Source organism: Enterobacter sp. ECC-175, from assembly GCF_043968675.1.
Lineage (GTDB): Bacteria > Pseudomonadota > Gammaproteobacteria > Enterobacterales > Enterobacteriaceae > Enterobacter.
In genome coordinates this window covers 2,080,603-2,096,894 of record NZ_CP143776.1, presented here as the reverse complement: position 1 = coordinate 2,096,894, position 16,292 = coordinate 2,080,603, and the positions used below count along the sequence as shown (strand labels likewise).

At 57.3% G+C, this 16,292-nt stretch carries 18 protein-coding genes; 3 read left to right on the top strand and 15 right to left on the bottom strand.

Annotated elements, in window-relative coordinates; translation table 11 throughout:
• Nucleotides 1-186: 186 nt before the first annotated feature.
• Genes V1599_RS09930 through gspC form a run of 12 tightly spaced genes read right to left on the bottom strand, consistent with a single transcriptional unit; the run spans nucleotide 187 to nucleotide 10,969 of the window.
• Complete coding sequence (locus V1599_RS09930; RefSeq protein ID WP_297118803.1) at nucleotides 187-984, bottom strand: A24 family peptidase; 798 nt, start codon at nucleotides 982-984, stop codon at nucleotides 187-189.
• A complete protein-coding gene (gspM, locus tag V1599_RS09925; RefSeq protein ID WP_112012267.1) occupies nucleotides 981-1,466 on the bottom strand; it encodes a type II secretion system protein GspM in 486 nt (161 codons plus the stop codon). The genes V1599_RS09930 and gspM overlap by 4 nt, the downstream gene beginning before the upstream one ends.
• On the bottom strand, nucleotides 1,463-2,602 hold the full coding sequence (gene gspL, locus V1599_RS09920; protein WP_112012266.1) for a type II secretion system protein GspL: 1,140 nt from the start codon (nucleotides 2,600-2,602) through the stop codon (nucleotides 1,463-1,465). The genes gspM and gspL overlap by 4 nt, the downstream gene beginning before the upstream one ends.
• A gap of 15 nt (nucleotides 2,603-2,617) precedes the next feature.
• Nucleotides 2,618-3,628 (bottom strand): type II secretion system minor pseudopilin GspK, encoded by a 1,011-nt coding sequence (gspK, locus tag V1599_RS09915; protein WP_297118808.1) that lies wholly within the window; start codon nucleotides 3,626-3,628, stop codon nucleotides 2,618-2,620.
• Complete coding sequence (gspJ, locus tag V1599_RS09910) at nucleotides 3,625-4,284, bottom strand: type II secretion system minor pseudopilin GspJ (RefSeq protein WP_297118810.1); 660 nt, start codon at nucleotides 4,282-4,284, stop codon at nucleotides 3,625-3,627. The genes gspK and gspJ overlap by 4 nt, the downstream gene beginning before the upstream one ends.
• A complete protein-coding gene (gene gspI / locus V1599_RS09905) occupies nucleotides 4,281-4,661 on the bottom strand; it encodes a type II secretion system minor pseudopilin GspI (protein WP_112012263.1) in 381 nt (126 codons plus the stop codon). Before gspI ends, gspJ begins: the two co-directional genes overlap by 4 nt.
• On the bottom strand, nucleotides 4,654-5,139 hold the full coding sequence (gspH, locus tag V1599_RS09900; protein ID WP_112012262.1) for a type II secretion system minor pseudopilin GspH: 486 nt from the start codon (nucleotides 5,137-5,139) through the stop codon (nucleotides 4,654-4,656). The genes gspI and gspH overlap by 8 nt, the downstream gene beginning before the upstream one ends.
• On the bottom strand, nucleotides 5,139-5,588 hold the full coding sequence (gene gspG / locus V1599_RS09895) for a type II secretion system major pseudopilin GspG (RefSeq protein ID WP_112012261.1): 450 nt from the start codon (nucleotides 5,586-5,588) through the stop codon (nucleotides 5,139-5,141). The genes gspH and gspG overlap by 1 nt, the downstream gene beginning before the upstream one ends.
• A 3-nt stretch (nucleotides 5,589-5,591) precedes the next feature.
• Nucleotides 5,592-6,800, bottom strand: a complete 1,209-nt coding sequence (gene gspF / locus V1599_RS09890) for a type II secretion system inner membrane protein GspF (protein WP_395301465.1) — start codon at nucleotides 6,798-6,800, stop codon at nucleotides 5,592-5,594.
• Entirely contained in the window at nucleotides 6,800-8,278 is a 1,479-nt protein-coding gene (gspE, locus tag V1599_RS09885; RefSeq protein WP_112012259.1) for a type II secretion system ATPase GspE, read from the bottom strand. Before gspE ends, gspF begins: the two co-directional genes overlap by 1 nt.
• A gap of 14 nt (nucleotides 8,279-8,292) precedes the next feature.
• A complete protein-coding gene (gspD, locus tag V1599_RS09880; protein ID WP_112012258.1) occupies nucleotides 8,293-10,224 on the bottom strand; it encodes a type II secretion system secretin GspD in 1,932 nt (643 codons plus the stop codon).
• A 13-nt stretch (nucleotides 10,225-10,237) separates the two neighbouring features.
• Nucleotides 10,238-10,969 carry a type II secretion system protein GspC gene (gene gspC, locus V1599_RS09875; RefSeq protein WP_112012307.1) on the bottom strand — a complete coding sequence of 244 codons (732 nt, stop codon included), beginning with the start codon at nucleotides 10,967-10,969 and terminating at the stop codon, nucleotides 10,238-10,240.
• 299 nt (nucleotides 10,970-11,268) lie between these two features.
• Between gspC and V1599_RS09870 the strand changes: the two genes are divergently transcribed.
• On the top strand, nucleotides 11,269-12,846 hold the full coding sequence (locus V1599_RS09870; RefSeq protein WP_395301464.1) for a peptidoglycan-binding protein: 1,578 nt from the start codon (nucleotides 11,269-11,271) through the stop codon (nucleotides 12,844-12,846).
• Nucleotides 12,846-13,481, top strand: a complete 636-nt coding sequence (locus V1599_RS09865; protein ID WP_395301463.1) for a hypothetical protein — start codon at nucleotides 12,846-12,848, stop codon at nucleotides 13,479-13,481. The genes V1599_RS09870 and V1599_RS09865 overlap by 1 nt, the downstream gene beginning before the upstream one ends.
• Here V1599_RS09865 and V1599_RS09860 read toward each other — a convergent pair.
• From V1599_RS09860 to V1599_RS09850, 3 genes are all read right to left on the bottom strand, one after another.
• Complete coding sequence (locus tag V1599_RS09860) at nucleotides 13,478-14,101, bottom strand: helix-turn-helix domain-containing protein (RefSeq protein ID WP_112012255.1); 624 nt, start codon at nucleotides 14,099-14,101, stop codon at nucleotides 13,478-13,480. The two genes, V1599_RS09865 and V1599_RS09860, sit on opposite strands and share 4 nt — an antisense overlap.
• Nucleotides 14,102-14,367: 266 nt before the next feature.
• On the bottom strand, nucleotides 14,368-15,198 hold the full coding sequence (locus V1599_RS09855) for an N-acetylmuramoyl-L-alanine amidase (protein ID WP_395301462.1): 831 nt from the start codon (nucleotides 15,196-15,198) through the stop codon (nucleotides 14,368-14,370).
• Complete coding sequence (locus V1599_RS09850) at nucleotides 15,195-15,518, bottom strand: heavy metal-binding domain-containing protein (RefSeq protein WP_112012253.1); 324 nt, start codon at nucleotides 15,516-15,518, stop codon at nucleotides 15,195-15,197. Before V1599_RS09850 ends, V1599_RS09855 begins: the two co-directional genes overlap by 4 nt.
• 97 nt (nucleotides 15,519-15,615) lie before the next feature.
• On the opposite strand from V1599_RS09850, the gene V1599_RS09845 reads away from it, so the two are divergent.
• Nucleotides 15,616-16,131 carry a lipoprotein gene (locus tag V1599_RS09845; protein ID WP_297118827.1) on the top strand — a complete coding sequence of 172 codons (516 nt, stop codon included), beginning with the start codon at nucleotides 15,616-15,618 and terminating at the stop codon, nucleotides 16,129-16,131.
• The last annotated feature ends 161 nt before the right edge of the window (nucleotides 16,132-16,292 follow it).

Here is a 16,292-nt window from a genome sequence, read left to right as displayed (position 1 = left end):
ATCTCACTGACAATATTAAACGACGTAATATTTCAAACTAAAATTGAGATGACGCGCTGTATTCCTCCATAAAAAGACACAAGCACAAATTCCTTATTGCCTATATCCCTTACGATACACCGGAGGCAAAAGGGTTTCCTTCCCTTTCCTCGTCGAAAAAATTTTTAAAAAAACTTGACCATCCAATCAAACGTTAATAACGAGAAGCTGACTAATGAATACCGTTATTCCAGCAAAAGAGAGGTACGGTCCGAAAGAGATGATGAGGTTATTTTTATCTGATTTAATCATCAGAAAATAACCCGCAATACCGCTCAGTGCGGCAATAAGCACGATAGTCGGCAATGCCTGCCAGCCGCACCAGGCACCCAGCGCGGCCAGCAGCTTAAAATCACCGTAGCCCAGCCCCTCGCGGCCCGTCGTTAGCCTGAATCCCCAGTACAGCAGCCACAGCGACAGGTATCCCGCCGCCGCGCCGAGCAGCGCATCGCGCAGCGGAAGGCTGCCAGAGAAGGCATGCATCAGCAGCCCGGCCCACAGGAGCGGCTGCGTCAGGCAGTCGGGCAGCAGCTGGTGCTCCCGGTCAATCATCGTCAGCGGCAGCAGGAACGACGCCAGCAGCCAAAGCGAGCACAGCGCCTGAATATCGGCAATACACCAGGCCGAAACGGCAAAAAAGAGCGCCGTAACGCCTTCGATTAAAAATAACCGCAGCGGAATGGCCGTACGGCAGTGGCTGCAGCGCCCGCGCAGCGCCAGCCAGCTGACGAGCGGGATATTTTCCCACGCCTTCAGCGAGTGCCCGCAGGCGGGGCAGTGCGAGCCGGGAAAGAGCAGGTTTGTGCGGCTCTCGTCGTCCATCATCATGGCCGGAACGCGTTCAGCCACCAGCCCGAGAAAGCTGCCCACGATCGCCCCCAGCACGCCGCTCATTGCGCTGAATCCCGCCGGGCAACTCTCCCGCACCAGCATTAACGTATTCATGCCACCTTTTTCCAGGTGAGCTGAATATCGGCCTTCACGTCGCTTAAATGGTCTACCGGCGTGAGGTTCATTTTCTCTAAACGAATGCCGGACGTGAGGTTCATTTCACGCAGCCAGTTTTTCAGCTCATAAACGTTAATCCGATTCACCACGAACGCCAGCGTTTGACCGTCCTGGCGAATATCGGTGAGGGAAATATTAATTTCGTGCGCGCTGTTTTCGACAACGCTTCTGGGGTTATCCGTTTTCACCTGTAATACCGGAAGATGATTTTTATCAATTTCGTCTCTCATCCAGGTCAGCGTTTCGCTCTGTTTTTTTAATGTCAACTGACTATCTTTAATCATATTATCCAAAGGAACGACGCCTCCATAATAAATGGCCGCACAGCACAAGGCGGCCATGCCTGCTTTCAATATCGTTTTTTCCCGGGTGCTGTATTGTTGATAACGTGATGTTAATTGAGCGATTCGCGCTTTCATTTATATTTCCCTGAGATCATGGCGGTATACGGCGCGCTGTTGGAAACAGGCTGTAGCGTAAAATCAAAATTCTCGCTGGCCTGCTGGACAAACGTCTGCAGCGCCTGCGGGTTTTGCGCGCTGACGCTAAGCGACAGCGTATTGTTCGGGTAGTCGTACTCGACCAGGTTGATTTCCATTGCCGGAACGGCCCGCTTCGCGGTGTCCAGATCCTCAAGCTGCAGAAAAATACCCTTGCTCTGCTTTTTCACGCTCTGGCCAAAGTGGTATTTGATGTTGGTCTGATGGCGCATGCTCGGGAAATGGTGCTGATAGACCTGCATTATTTCCTCCTGCATCTGGTTCTCCTGCTGGACCAGCATCCACGCCATGGCGACGCGCGGGCCCAGCAACAGCCCCAGCGAAAGCAGCCCCGCCGCGGCGATGGCGGCCTTTAAGCGCTTTGCGCTACCGGCAGAGGCTGTAGCGCCAAAGGCACCGTGCAGCAGGTTGACGCGGCTGTGCGCCCACTGCGGCTGGATCAGCAGTAGCGGATGCTCCCAGGCCAGGCGCTCATCCACCTCAACCCCGGCGGGAGCCTCGCCGTAGCAGGCCACCTCGCCCTCGCCCGCCTTTTGCATCAGCAGCGGCAGCAGGGCCGCCTCGACCTCGCAGGCCACGTGGGAAGACAGGCGCAGCCAGTAGTTGTCCTCCAGCGCGACGATCGTGCTGCCGCCCGCGGCAACCGGCAGCAGCCAGGCGTCGGGCAGCGCCTGGACCACCTTTAGCCCGGCCTCCTGGAAACGGTCCAGCCAGCCGCGCAGGCGATCGGCATCAATCGCCACCGCGTCAACCTCCGCCCCTTTTTTATTGAGCACCGTCCAGTGAAGGTTATCCACCTCGCCGATCAGCGTCTCTTCCGCCATCCACGAGAAGGCCGTAGCCTGCGAGGCCATCTTTTTCGGCAGCGTAAAATGGCGGAAAACCATTTCACCCGCGGGCAGCAGCAGGCAGACGCGCGTGGCTAAGGGATGCTGCGCAAGCGTATCCAGCGCCTCGCGGCCTTCACCGGTGATGACCTCCTGACTGCCGGACTCGCACCACATAATCTTTCCGTCCTCGCGACTGTCGGGACGAACAAAAAGCACCTGTTTCATAGCGTTCAACTTGTGTTATTCAATCATTCGGTAACGACGTTGCCACGTCACAATTTCACCGGCTTCATTATTCACCTGAAGCTGGCTCACCACGCGAAGCGTTAGCTCATCGGTATTCCCGGTGTAGCTGACGCGAAAATATCGGCTGTTGATGGCGAGAAAGTCGGCCACCTGGGGTAAATCATCCTTCAACTGCGGGAAGGTCTGCTCCAGCGCTTTGCTGAACGCCTCCATGTTTTCCCAGCCCGCTTCCGGGCGCGATTCAATCAGCCGCGCCGCGTCGTCCTGGGTTATTTTTCCAGGGAACATCGCCGCCAGAATGGCCGCCTGCTCCGGCTTCAGGGTGTTCACGTCCACTTTGCTCGCCGAATCCGGCAGCGCGCACAGCAGCCGGCTCACCTTCGGGTAGGCCGCTGCAGGAAAGGCGGGCAGCAGCTTGATCTCCGAGATGGCGCGCATCATCTGGTTCGCGGGCTGACGCGCGGGCACCAGCCCCGACCAGGCGTCGCTCTCGGCCCCGTCCTTACTCGTGGTGGCGTCTCCGTCCAGGTAGTCCACCAGCTGCTGATAGATCTCTTCCGCCGCGGTATGGCTCACGCCGCTGTCGGTGAGGATCTGCTCGACAATCAGCTCCCTGCGCGGCTTTTGCGGCACGGCGCTTTCCGCCTGCCCCTGTGCGGCTTTTTCAACTGCCAGCAGGTTGTTGACGTTAAAACAGTCCTGCGCGTCCTCGACCTGGCCGACCACCGTGTAGTCGTCGCCCTGCGTCTCCAGCGGCTGATGCCACGCCCCTTCAGGGTCGAGCGCCTTGCTTTCGCCGCTGGCGTCTTCCTGCAGGCGATCCTTGATCGCCTTTTCCTGGGCCTGCATCGCCCAGCGCAGCTGCTGCTGGCTGACCTGGTAGTGCGTCTTTTGCAGGTTGCGGCAGAACTGCTGGCTGATTTTCGCCGCCAGCGCGGACATCATCACCAGCAGGATCAGCACCACCAGCAGGGCAACGCCGCGTTGTTTGCGTAATGCGTTCATGGTTTCACGTCCGGCACGGGTTGCGGGGCGGGCGCGGCGTCCGGCAACGGCGCAGCCTCCGCCGTTGGGGCGGGCGCACTCTCCGGCGCGGCCGCCTGCGGCACATCGCCCGGGGTGGTAAACACCCAGCGCCACGTATCGCCGTTGTTCATCGTCAGCGTCAGCTCCACGCCGTCCGGCTGGTGCGCGGAGTCCGTCCAGCTTTTCAGCCAGCCCTTGCGGTAGAAGCGCCAGCTAAGGGATTTCACCTCGTTAACGATCGGCACTTCGTCGGGCTTCACGTCCGCCGGGCCGTCAATCGCCGGCCAGACGTCACGGTATAAACGCCCCTCTTCCAGCCGCCAGCGCACGCGCTCCAGCTGCACGGTTCCGCTCACGCCGTTCAGCGTGGTCAGCTCGACGGTGTCGCCGTCCTGACGAAACAGATCCGGCTCGTTGCGCGGCGCGCGGGGCTGGAGCTGAAAGAAATCACGCTCCAGCAGGCTCCAGGCGCGCTGCACCTGGTTGAGCTTTGCCGCGCTGGCATCGGTGGCCGAACTGGTGCGCATGGCCCCGTCAAGAATTTGCCAGGCCAGCGTGCTGATCACGGCAAAAATGGTCAGCGCAATCATGATCTCCAGCAGGGTAAACCCGCGCTGGCGCTGCGTTTTATTCACTTGCTCTCTCCCGGCGGGATAATCTGCAGGGCAATCGCGGGCTGGCTTTCGTCGCCTTCGGCATACACGCGGATCGCGTTCGCCCAGCGGTTATCCGCCGTTTTCACCCGCTGCTTGCGCCAGTTCCAGCTGCGCCCGCCCATGATTTCCGTGCCCTGCTGTTCCGCATCGGGGAAATCGCTCTTCGTCAGCTGCGCCTCGGCGAGCTGGTTCTCCGCCACCCAGCTCGCCTGCAGCGTTTCGGCCAGGCCGTGGGTGAAACGGACGTTCAGGGAGACGGAGTTCATCAGCGCCAGCGCCGCGGTGGAGAAGATCACCAGTGCGACCATCACCTCCAGCAGCGTCATCCCTTTTTGCTTTGCCTTGCCCTTAGTCATCGTTTTCTACCGATACCGGCGCCGCTCCTTGCGACACCACGCGAAAATGGTGCTGCTTGTCGTGGCTTTGCAGGGTGAGCGTAAACCGGCCGATCTCACCGTCAGGCAAAAACAGCACCTGCGGCTCGCTGTCCACCGTAGCGGCCAGGCGCTGAGGCGACAGCGAAACGTACATGTCGGGCGGAAAATCGCCTTTCGTCGTGATACGTCCGGCGGATAATGGCACCCAGCGGCGTTCGCCCTGCTTATCTTCCAGGGTCACCAGCTGATATTGATCGGTGGTCACGACCAGCCCGACAATATTTCCATCCATTACCGCACGGTCAGAGCCATAATCAACGAGGGCTTTTAATTGCTGGCCAAATATATCCGCACCGCTGCGTGAAGGTATGGTTGACACCACCATCATGGCGCAGCTGGCAAATATCACCAGGGCCAGAATAATTTCCAGCAACGTAAAGCCGCGTTGTTTTTTCATTATTTCTCTTTTTTATCCAGAGACCAGTTGGTAATGTCATCGGCGGTATTCGCTTCGCCGTCCGGACCTGCGGAAAATACATCGACTGCGCCGTGCTCACCCGGGCTCACCATCAGATAATCGCTGCCCCACGGGTCCTGCGGCAGGCGGCGAATATAGCCGTCGGCGCGGTAGCCGTTCGGGATTGGCGCGATTTCCGGCTTGGTAACCAGCGCCTGCAGGCCCTGCTCCGTGGTGGGGTAGCGGTGGTTATCCAGCTTGTACATATCCAGCGAACCTTCCAGCGCGACAATATCGCTGGTGGCCTTTTGCGCGTCGGCTTTTTCTTTATTACCCATTAAGTTGGGCACAACCATACTCGCCAACACGCCGAGAATAACAATGACCACCATTAATTCGAGCAAGGTGAAGCCCGCCTGGCGAGCCAGGTTTTTACGTTTTAAAGCCATGATTTAACCTACCATATTATTAAGTTGCAGAAGCGGTTGTAATATTGACAGGACGATGAATAAAACAATCGTCGCCATACTCACCACCAGCGCCGGTTCAAATACCGACAGCGTTAACGTGATTCGATGTTGTAAAGCCGATTCCTGGTTTTCCGCCGCGCGGTCCATTAAATTGCCTAATTCCCCGCTCTCTTCGCCGGAGGCAATCATATACAGCATGGTGGGCGGAAACAGTTTCGCCTGATCCAGCGCGGCATACAGTGAGGCCCCCTGGCGCACGGTATCCGCCGCCTGCTCGAGCACCTGCCGGGCATAGAGGTTTTCGATACCGTCCATCGCGATATACATCCCCTCCAGCAGCGGCACGCTGCTCGCCTGAAGAATGCTCAGCGTGCGGATGTAGCGGGCGCTGTTGATGGCGCACACCAGCTTTTTGATCGGCGATCCGTTGACCAGCCAGCTGTTCCACTTAAAGCGGTTTTTGGCGTTCTTAAGCCAGGCCTTAAAGCCGATAAACCCGCCGACCAGCGCGCCGACGATATACATGCCGTAGGCCTGGAGGAAGTCACTCACCGCGATCAGCGTGCGGGTGGTGATCGGCAGCTGCTGCTTCATGTGGGTGAACTGTTCGATCACCTGCGGCACCACCGCCACCAGCAGGATGCTGATGACCGCGATGGCCACCACCGTCAGGGTGATCGGGTAGACCATCGCCTGCGTCAGCTTGCTTTTCATCTTCTGGCGCTGCTCGTTGTACTCCGCCAGCTTTTCCAGCACGTCGCCCAGGTGGCCGGTTTTTTCTCCGGCCATCACCAGGGTGCAGTAGAGCTTGTCGAAGGTGCGCGGAAACTGGCTAAACGCGTCAAACAGCGTATGGCCTTCCACTACCTTTTCGCGGATCTCCACCACCATCGCCGCGAGCTTTTTATCTTCCGTCTGCTTTGAGATTGCCTTCAGCGCGCTTTCGAGCGGCAGCGACGCGTTGACCAGCGTCGACAGCTGGCGGGTAAACATCGACAGCACCGGCGTCGAGAGCTTAACGCCCGTTTTCGCCTTGCCGGCCTCCGCCTTCTCGCGGGTCTCGTTGATGCTGACCGGCATCAGCTTTTGCTCGCGCAGCCACTGGCGCACCTGCTTTTGCCCTTCGGCCTGCTGGGTACCGCGGCGGGTTTTCCCCGCCATGTCCGTCGCCGTCCACGCGTAGAGGGCCATTACTCATCCCCCCCGCGTTCGGCGGTGACGCGCATCACCTCTTCCAGCGACGTGACGCCGGAAATCACCTTCAGCAGCCCGTTTTCGCGCAGGCTGTAGGCCTGCTTAAACAGCTGCGTTTCGAGGGACATTTCGTCTTTATCCTCGTGGATGGCGCGACGCATGGCGGTATCCACCACCAGAAACTCGTGAATGCCCGCGCGGCCCTGATAGCCGCTTTGACGGCAGTGCTCGCACCCCACCGCGCGATAAATCGCCTTCGGCGGCGTCTCCATAAAGCTGAACAGCGCCTTTTCATTGGCGTCCAGCGGACTGGTGGTCCGGCAGTGGGTACACAGCCGACGCACCAGACGCTGGGCAATGACGCCGAGCAGCGACGAACCGATCAAAAATGACTCCAGCCCCATGTCGCGCAGGCGCGTGATGGCGCCCGCCGCGCTGTTGGTGTGCAGCGTAGACATGACCAGGTGACCGGTGAGCGACGCCTGCACCGCGATTTGCGCGGTTTCGCCGTCACGAATTTCCCCGATCATCACCACGTCCGGGTCCTGGCGCAGGATCGCGCGCAGCCCGCGGGCAAAGGTCATGTCCACGCGCGGGTTGACCTGCGTCTGCCCCACCCCTTCCAGCTCGTACTCGATCGGATCTTCGACGGTCAGAATATTGCGCTCATGGCCGTTCAGCGCCGACAGAATGGCGTACAGGGTGGTACTTTTACCGGAGCCAGTCGGTCCGGTGACCAGGATAATGCCGTGCGGGCGGTCGATCAGCCCCTTGAGCTTCTCCAGCTCTTCATCAATCAGCCCAAGCTTGTTGATATCCGGCTTGAGGTTGGATTTATCCAGCAGGCGCATTACCACGCGCTCGCCGTACTGCGACGGAATGGTCGACACGCGCACGTCGATCGCCTTGCGGCCGATGCGCAGCGAGATACGGCCATCCTGCGGCAGGCGCTTTTCGGCGATGTCGAGCTTTGACATGACCTTAATGCGCGACACCAGCAGCGGCGCGAGCTTGCGCGCGGGCTGCAGCACCGGGCGCAGCACGCCGTCGACGCGAAAGCGGATGCTCAGCGTGCGCTCGAACGTTTCGATATGAATATCGGACGCGCCGTCCTTCACCGCCTCGCCGAGAATGGCGTTGATCAGGCGGATGACCGGCGAGTTTTCGTCGTTTTCCAGCAGATCCTCGTTGTCCGGGATCTCCTCGGTCAGCGCCATCAGATCGATATCGGCGTCCATGTCGTCCACCATCTGCTGGGAGACGCCGCTGTTCTGCTGCCAGATTTTGGTCAGCATCTCCTCGAATGCTTCCGCGCTGAGAATGACGGGCACGAAGGCCCGCCCCAGCACCCGGCGCATCTCCAGCAGGGCAAACGCCGGCGTATCGTCCCGGACAAAGACCTCGTCGTGGTAAAACAAGATGCCGTTGTCCTTTGCGTAGCTGCTGCTGCACAGCGTTCTGCTCAGTTCATCCACGTTGCACCTCCGCGCTACTCTTTAAACGGGTTACGGGAAGCCGCGCCGGTTGATTTCACGGGCGTCACGCTGCTGCTTTTGTCGACCGGGAAGGCGGGGAGCACCGGGTTGTCGCTGTTTTCAACGATCCCAAGCTTCTTCTCCTCCATCCGCTGCTGCTGGCGCGCGCGGATCTGATCGTATTTCTCTTTCGATGCGGCGCTGTAGTTGTCGTCATCGCGCAGCACCGTGGTATGGATAAAGACCATCAGGTTGCGCTTGGAGGTGTCCTCCGAGGTGTAGCGGAAAAGCTGCCCGACCAGCGGAATGTCGCCCAGCAGCGGCACTTTCGACACCGTCTGTTTGGTCACGTTTTCCATCAGGCCGCCGAGCACCACCGTCTGGCCGCTGTGGACCATCACTTCGTTGTTGATGGTGCGCGTGTTGAAGGTCGGGCCGAGGCTCGCATCTTCGGTGGCGCTGTTGTCCACGCTGGACACTTCCTGCTCGATCTTCAGGTGAATCATGTCGCCGTCGTTAATCTGCGGCACGATCTTAAGCTTGGTACCGACGGTTTTACGCTCAACGGAGTTGAAGACGTTATCGCCGCTGGTGGTCTGGGAGCCGGACAGCACCGGCACGTCCTGACCGACGTTGAACGAGGCCTCTTTGTTATCCAGCGTGACCACGCTTGGCGTAGAAAGAATGTCGTTCTTGGCCCCGGTCGAGAGCGCCGTGAGCAGCGCGCCGAAATCACCGTTAAAGAAGCCGGTGGCCAGGCCGGTAAAGCTTGTGCCCTTCATCGTGCCGTTCTTAATCTGGCTGATCGGCAGCCCGGTCGAGCCGAACTGCACGCCGCCGTGCTTGCCGGTCCACTGCACGCCGAGATCCATGCCGCTGCCGTCCTGCACTTCAGCAATGATCGCTTCCACCAGCACCTGCGGACGACGGATATCCAGCTTGTCGATCACCTTCTCCAGCGAGTTCATCACGTTAGGCTGCGCGGTGATCACCAGTGAGTTGGTTGATTCGTCGGCGGTTATGTTCAGGTCGGTAGACGCTGTCGCCGTTTTGCTCTTCGGCGCGCCGGCTTTGTCCTTCAGCTGCTCGCCGATGCCGGTTAACACCGGAACCACCTTGGTCGCGCTGGCATATTTGAGGTAGAACACGCGGGTGTTCCCCTCGTTGTTCTGCTCGCGATCCAGCTGGCCGATCAGGGAGCGGGTGCGCGCACGCGCGTCTTCCGAGCCGCTGATCACCAGGCTGTTGGTCTCGTCGTCCGCGACCACTTTGGTGGCCAGCTGCGGCGCGTTTTGCCCTTTTTGCTCTTCGTTGTTGAGGTTGTTCAACATGTCGGAGAGCCCCTTCGCGGAGGCATAGCGCAGCGGCACGATTTCGCGGCGCTGAACGCCGTCTTTATCCACGCGCTGCACCAGGTCCACCAGGCGGTTTACCACCGACGCTTTGCCGGTTAACAGCAGCACGTTCGACGGCTCGAAGTGCACCACGTTGCCGATCCCGGTCGCATCGTTCAGCTGGCGCAGCAGCGGGGCCAGCTCGCGCACCGGCACGTTCTCCATGCGCACAACGCGGGTGATGATCTCATCGCCCTTGCCCGGGTTTTTGCTGTCCGCGAGCGGCGCACCGGCGGTGCGGGCTACGCTTGAGCGCACAACTTTGACCATGCCGTTATCCATCGGGATCACCGACAGACCGTACAGGTCCAGCACGCTCAGGAAGAACTGATAATATTCGTCTTCCGTCAGCACGTTATAGGTTCTGACCGATACCGTGCCCTGAACGGAAGGATCGACCAGAATGGTTTTATTAAGGTTACGCCCGACGGTATCGATAAATTCTCGAATATCGGTATTTTTAAAGCTGGCGCTAAAGTTGGCTGCAAGCAGCGAACCGGAATATAACGACAATGCGGTCAGCGCCACGCACGCCCAAGGAAATTTCTTCATGTCTGTACACTTGTTAATTGTTTAGAACATTGACCCGAATATTTTCAAGGTGAGCGTGACGTCTTACGACGACCTCCGCTTCTTTCATTTTCGACCAGCTGGCAATAATATTTTTTGCCTCAGCTTCTTTGGTCATATCGACAGAATTGACTTTTACCGCCACGTCGCCTTTTTTCAGCCCTGAATGGCTGAAGAAAGCGGAGGCATTCCTTGGGTTTATGTTGTAGCCTTCCAGCTGGCCCTTTTCGATAACCGGCTTTAACACCAGATAATCATTGAGGTGCAGGCTGTCAGCGCCCGCGTCTTTTGTCGATTTGGTTACCGGGCCGCTGTCAACGCCGCCCTTGAAGTAATCTGGTTTTTTTAACGCCAGAACCTGTGTGGCCCCTTCATAATTGACCACCACATTATCTTGATTAATTTCTTCCACATACGCGTCGTTAAACCCCGTCAGGCTTTCCCCTTCTCGGTAGCTTTTCTGCCCTGATGGCGTCTTGATGACGGCGAAGGAGAGCCAGGATTCATCGCTGCTGACAATGCCTTCAATCTCGGCGGAGAGCGGCGCTTTTGCCGCAGCGGCGAGCGCATCCTGACGGACGGCGGCATTAAACAGGGTGAACGCGTTTTCTTCCTGACGCTTTATTTGCGGCTTTACGTTCGCAAGCGCCCGCCTGGTAGATTGTTTTTTATAATCCTTAAAGATGACGTATCCCTGGTGACCGCAAAACAATAGCGTCACAAACATAATACAGGGCATTATCAACCTGGAAAGAAATGAGAACCTCATTTTCATCTGGCCTTTAGCAAAGCGAAAAAAAGCAGCGTTATGCTGCGCCAATATGTGAAGTAGATAGTAATTATCCGGCTGTAAATCGACCACTTGCTTCGCCATTAACTTTAATAAAGAAAAATATTGACCCAATAAATACGTGATGTTAGATAGCGGGAACAGGTTATTTTTACCCTGATTGCAAATTGACCATCACCCCGCCTTACCTTACTTTTTCGCCCTAATGCTATTCATGTAAAGAGACGGTAAGTCGTATGTATCAGAGTCATTTTCATTTCCAGAATCCGCCGTTCAAAAAGGTCACTCGCGCCTCGGGTGATTTTTTTGTGCCTTATCATCAGGACGTTTTTAACCTGCTGAAAGAGAAGATCCAGCAGGCGGGTATTACCGGACTCTTTTGCAACGACGCGCCGCTGCTGGGCCAGTTCAGCGATGCGCTGAAATCCCACGGCCGCAACGTCCTCGCGATTAATGCCTTTCCAAAATTGAGCGCCAGTAGCCTGCTGTACAAGCTCAATCCAGGCACCAAAGAGAGTAAGAATCGCATTCACGCCGTTGATGCGGTGCTGCGCCAGTGGCAGGAAGATCCCTCTTCCCGCAAGGCGAACGGTAAAGTGCTGGTTATTACCCACGTGGAAGCGATGAAAGAGAGCTGCCATGAGGTCCTGGGCATGCTGCTGACCCGCGCCCATGAGCTGGAGTTTCATTTATCCATCGTCCTGATGGGCGCCGCCGCTCAGGAAGCCGAACTGATGCAGCGCTCAGGGCTCAAAGAGTATGTGCATACCCACCACGCGCTGCGCGCAATGACCTGCCGCGAAACCCTGAGCTACGTTCAGGCGCAGTGCGACGAGCACGGCTGCGAAAATTCCCCGCTGGTACCGGCGCGCGTGCGCAAAATGCATACCCTGACCAAAGGAAACATCACGTCATTTAACGCGCTGGCGCATCTTGCCCTACTCGCCGCCTGGACCGAACGCGCCCCGGCAGTGAGCCCTCGGCACCTGCGCCTGGCCGCGGGCGAAATCCTCCCGGCAAAAAAACACGGTAAGCGCCTGGCAACCGTGGGACTGTTTGCCTCGGTGCTTTTCGCCGCCTGCGGCTGGTATCAAACCGCCTTCATTAGTGCCAGATTGCCCGTCGCGCTGCCGATCCCGGCGAGCTGGAAACAGCCCAAGCCGCAGGTTCAGGCGCCGGTTGTTCCGGTCATCGATAATGAAATGGTTAACCAGCCGGACGCCATGCATCAGCTTTACCTGATGTGGGGATACGATGCCTCCGCCGATGACGCGCTGTGCCAGAACGCGTCGAAGGTCAACCTGACGTGCAGGCAGGGAAATGCCACGCTGGCGGAGCTGGGGAAAGAGGGCTATCCGTGGGTCGGAGAAATCACCACCGGCAACCACCTGAACTATGCCGTTGTCGCCCGCGTGGGCGATCGCACCCTGGATCTGCTGATGAACGGGAAAACATGGCAGGTGAGCCGCAGCTGGTATAACCAGCACGCCACCGGCAACTATACGCTGCTGCACCGCCTGACGCCGGAAGGCAAAGACGCCATCAGCGCGGCCAGCGACGGCAAAGATCTCGCCTGGCTCGATCGGCAGCTCAGCCTGGCGCTGGGAATGCCGGAAACCCACGCGCAGGCGTGGACCGCGGAGTTAATGAAGCGCACCCGCGCGTTCCAGGAGAAACTGAACCTGCACGTGGACGGTATTCCGGGTGAAGATACCCTGATGCAGCTGATGCGTGAAACTCACGCTACGCCAAGCGTACTGATACAGGCCCCCCAAACGACGGCGGGCGCAACCCCTCAGGAGAAACACGCATAATGTCTACGATCTGTCTCGCTGCCCAGCGCAGCTATGAGACCGGGGAAGCGGTGTGGTTTTCATACCGTTTTCCCAGTCTGAAAAAGGTCTTCGGCAACACGTTTTTGTGGATGCTGGGGATCGCCGCCGTGATTATCGCCGGGCTTTACGCCCACGTTTACTGGAACCTGCGCCATCCCGCGCCGGAACCGGTTAAGGTGAACACGACGAAACCGGAAACGTCGCTTTCGGACATGCACTACGTGTACGTAAGCAAGCCGTTCCCGCACCCGCAGCCGAAACCCATTCCGGTACATGAAGACGTTCCGCCCATGCAGGATATGCCGATTAACGGCGATGACGCGGACTGGCAGCAGGCGCCCGACGGCAATCTGGACGCGCCGCACGATACGTCGCGCGATACGCTCCCCGGAACGGAAGAGCACGATTCACCGGCTTCAGGCGCGGATGATGACAGCGCATCGTTAAAAACGCTGTTTATGCAGGCGCTAAAAGAACAAGAGCAAGATTATTCTCAAGGAAAAATACCTGCGCCACCAACCGATGAGACGCAGGGTAATGTCGAGGTGAAGGAAGAACAGCAGAAAATAACAAGGTCCCCTTTTATTGAAAAGAGGACCGGCGGAAGCCATTAATATTTTTCAGGCAGGTTGGTGAGGTTCAGGAGACGTCCTTTCTCCACCACAATGTATTGCCCTTTCTTTAAATCGGAAAGGATTTTAATAATGGTGCTGCGAGCCAGGTTGGTGTATTCCTGAATATAGTCATAAACGTTAATATCGCGCTGGTGATGGACGATCAGCTCATTTATTTCTAATAAAAACTCGCGTACGACGGAATACGCGCTGCGGGCAACCAGTACATCGTCACGCTTGCTGAGCATGCAGATATACCAGGAGAGCACTTTTGTCAGCTGTGGCCACAGGCCTTTCTCGGTCATCAGGCGCATAAACTCTTCTTTGTCGATGGAGCGAACAACCGTGTTGCCGCGCACCAGGCCGTACATGTGGGACGAGTTATAAAAGATTGAGGAAAGACCAAAAATACACTGGCCCTGTAAGGTGAACATGCAAAGTTCATCCGATTCACGACGAAATTCGACGTCGCCACTGACGATGATATGAATTTTTCCTGAATCAGACGTGGAGATTTTCTGCCATTTCTTTAACGTTTTTTCTTCATAACCTGACGTCGCAGAAATAATGGTTTCCATCTCTTGTTGTGGACGTAATTTTTTACCGTAGATGCTTAACATTGTTATACCCGTTTAAGATGTAATTTAAGATTATCTGCGGCCACGGATAATACCAGGGCCACGAATGCATTCCTGATGAATACGTAAATAAAATAGAGAAAGTACTACTTAATGATTATATTTTTGCAATTACTTAGCAGGCTATGTGTCTATATTAATCGCGGGTAATTTTAAGTCAATTAACTAAAAGTTAATTGAGATTGTACTTAAGATTAATCTTACTTAAAGAGAGAAAAATCAGCCCTTTCGGAGGCAATCCCGAAGGATTACCCCTGTCCGTATTTCTCCAGAAGCGCTTCGGCAATCGCCATCGTCTCCACGTCCGCAGCGCCGTTCCACAGCTGCGGGCGGAAATGCATCTGAAACGCCATGATGACCCTTTTCAGCTGCTGCGGCGTACCTTTGTCAGGCACCTCATAGCCGTAGCGCGCCAGCAGGTCGAGCAAGGCGCTCTGCTCGACTGCCTGAAAGCGAGGGCGCCCGTTCATGTAAAACGCCACCCGATCGGCGTCAGGCCATGCGCCAATGCCCTGCCTGTGCAGCGCTTCCCACGGGAACAGCGGGCCGGGATCGTCCTTACGCTGCGGGGCGATATCCGCGTGCGCGACCACGTTTTCGGGCTTGATGCTATAGCGCGCGATGATGTCTTTAGCGAGCGGGATCAGGGCGCTGATTTGCGCAGGTTCGAACGGCGTAAAGCGCTTCTGCCCGTTAATCATCTGCCAGCCGCGGTTTTCCAGCTCAATGCCGACGGAAGTGTCGTTAATGCGGTTCGTCCCGCGCCAGAAGCTGATTCCCGCGTGCCAGGCCAGTTCGCTTTCGGGCACCAGCTGCCAGATGCGCGGCTTGCCGTCAGGCGCTGGCGGCCTGGCGGGGATAAGATAGTGGGAGCTGACGTTTTTATCGGTGAGGGTGGCAAGCGAGGTGTCAAAATCATCGGCGGTATAGTGAATAACCAGCACCTTTATGCGCGGGTAGGCCGCCTGCGCCTGGTGGCGGGTATCCAGCTCGTAGGCGCCTTTATCAACCACGCCTTTTTCCGTGGCGCATCCTGCCAGCATCATCGCCAGCAGGACGGCGGCAAGCGAGCGCTTCATCGGCGGGTTTTCACCGCCGTGCCGCTGACGCTCACCATCAGCATGCTGGCGTCTTTGCCGACCGTTTCGTAATCGATATCAATCCCGACGACCGCATCCGCGCCGAGCGCTTTGGCCTGTTCGCCGAGCTCCTTAAAGGCGATTTCGCGCGCTTTACGCAGCTCCTTTTCATACGCTCCGGAACGCCCGCCGACGATGTCGCGGATGCCGGCAAAAAAGTCGCGGAAGATGTTGGCGCCAAGAATCGCTTCGCCGGTGACGACGCCGCAATATTCAATGATGGGTTGCCCTTCCAGGGTAGGCGTGGTTGAAAATTGCATACTTTCTCTCCTTCTTTAGCGTTCAATGCGTTAGCAACTGCATTATCGGTTCGTTACGCTATGATTGAAAGGATAGTTAATTAATAAGGAAATCAACATGCGCTACTCTGCTTTAACGCTTTTAGTGCCGTGTGCGCTGGTGCTCAGCGCGTGCACCACGGTCACGCCTGCTTTTAAGGATATTGGAACCCGCAGCGGCCCTTGTATTGACGGCGGCCCGGACGCCGTGGCGCAGCAGTTCTACGATTATCGTATTCAGCATCGCGGTAACGATCTCACCGCCCTGCGCCCATACCTGAGCGATGGTCTGGCAAAACTGCTGAACGACGCGGCGCGCGATCCGCAGCATAACGCGCTGCTCAAATCCGATCCGTTCTCCAGCCGCGCCACCCTGCCGGACAGCGCCGACGTCGCCAGCGCCTCTACCATTCCGAACACCGATGCCCGCAACATCCCCCTGCGCGTGAAGCTGACCCAGGGCAGCCAGACCTGGCAGGATGAGGTGCTGATGATCCGCGAAGGCCAGTGCTGGGCCGTGGACGACGTACGGTACATCGGCGGTAGCGTACACGCCCCGGCGGGCACGCTTCGCCAGTCGATTGAAAACCGCTAAAGCGCAGCCCTAAAATTGTTAACCCCGTAAAATGTCCGGCATTTCATGCGGAATGCCGACATTTATTCTCGCCCCCCCTGCCGTTCCCTATTTTGTGCTATGTTTAGATCAGAATACGGGTTATATTTAACTTTTAACGCAGAAATATTGCATAACTATTC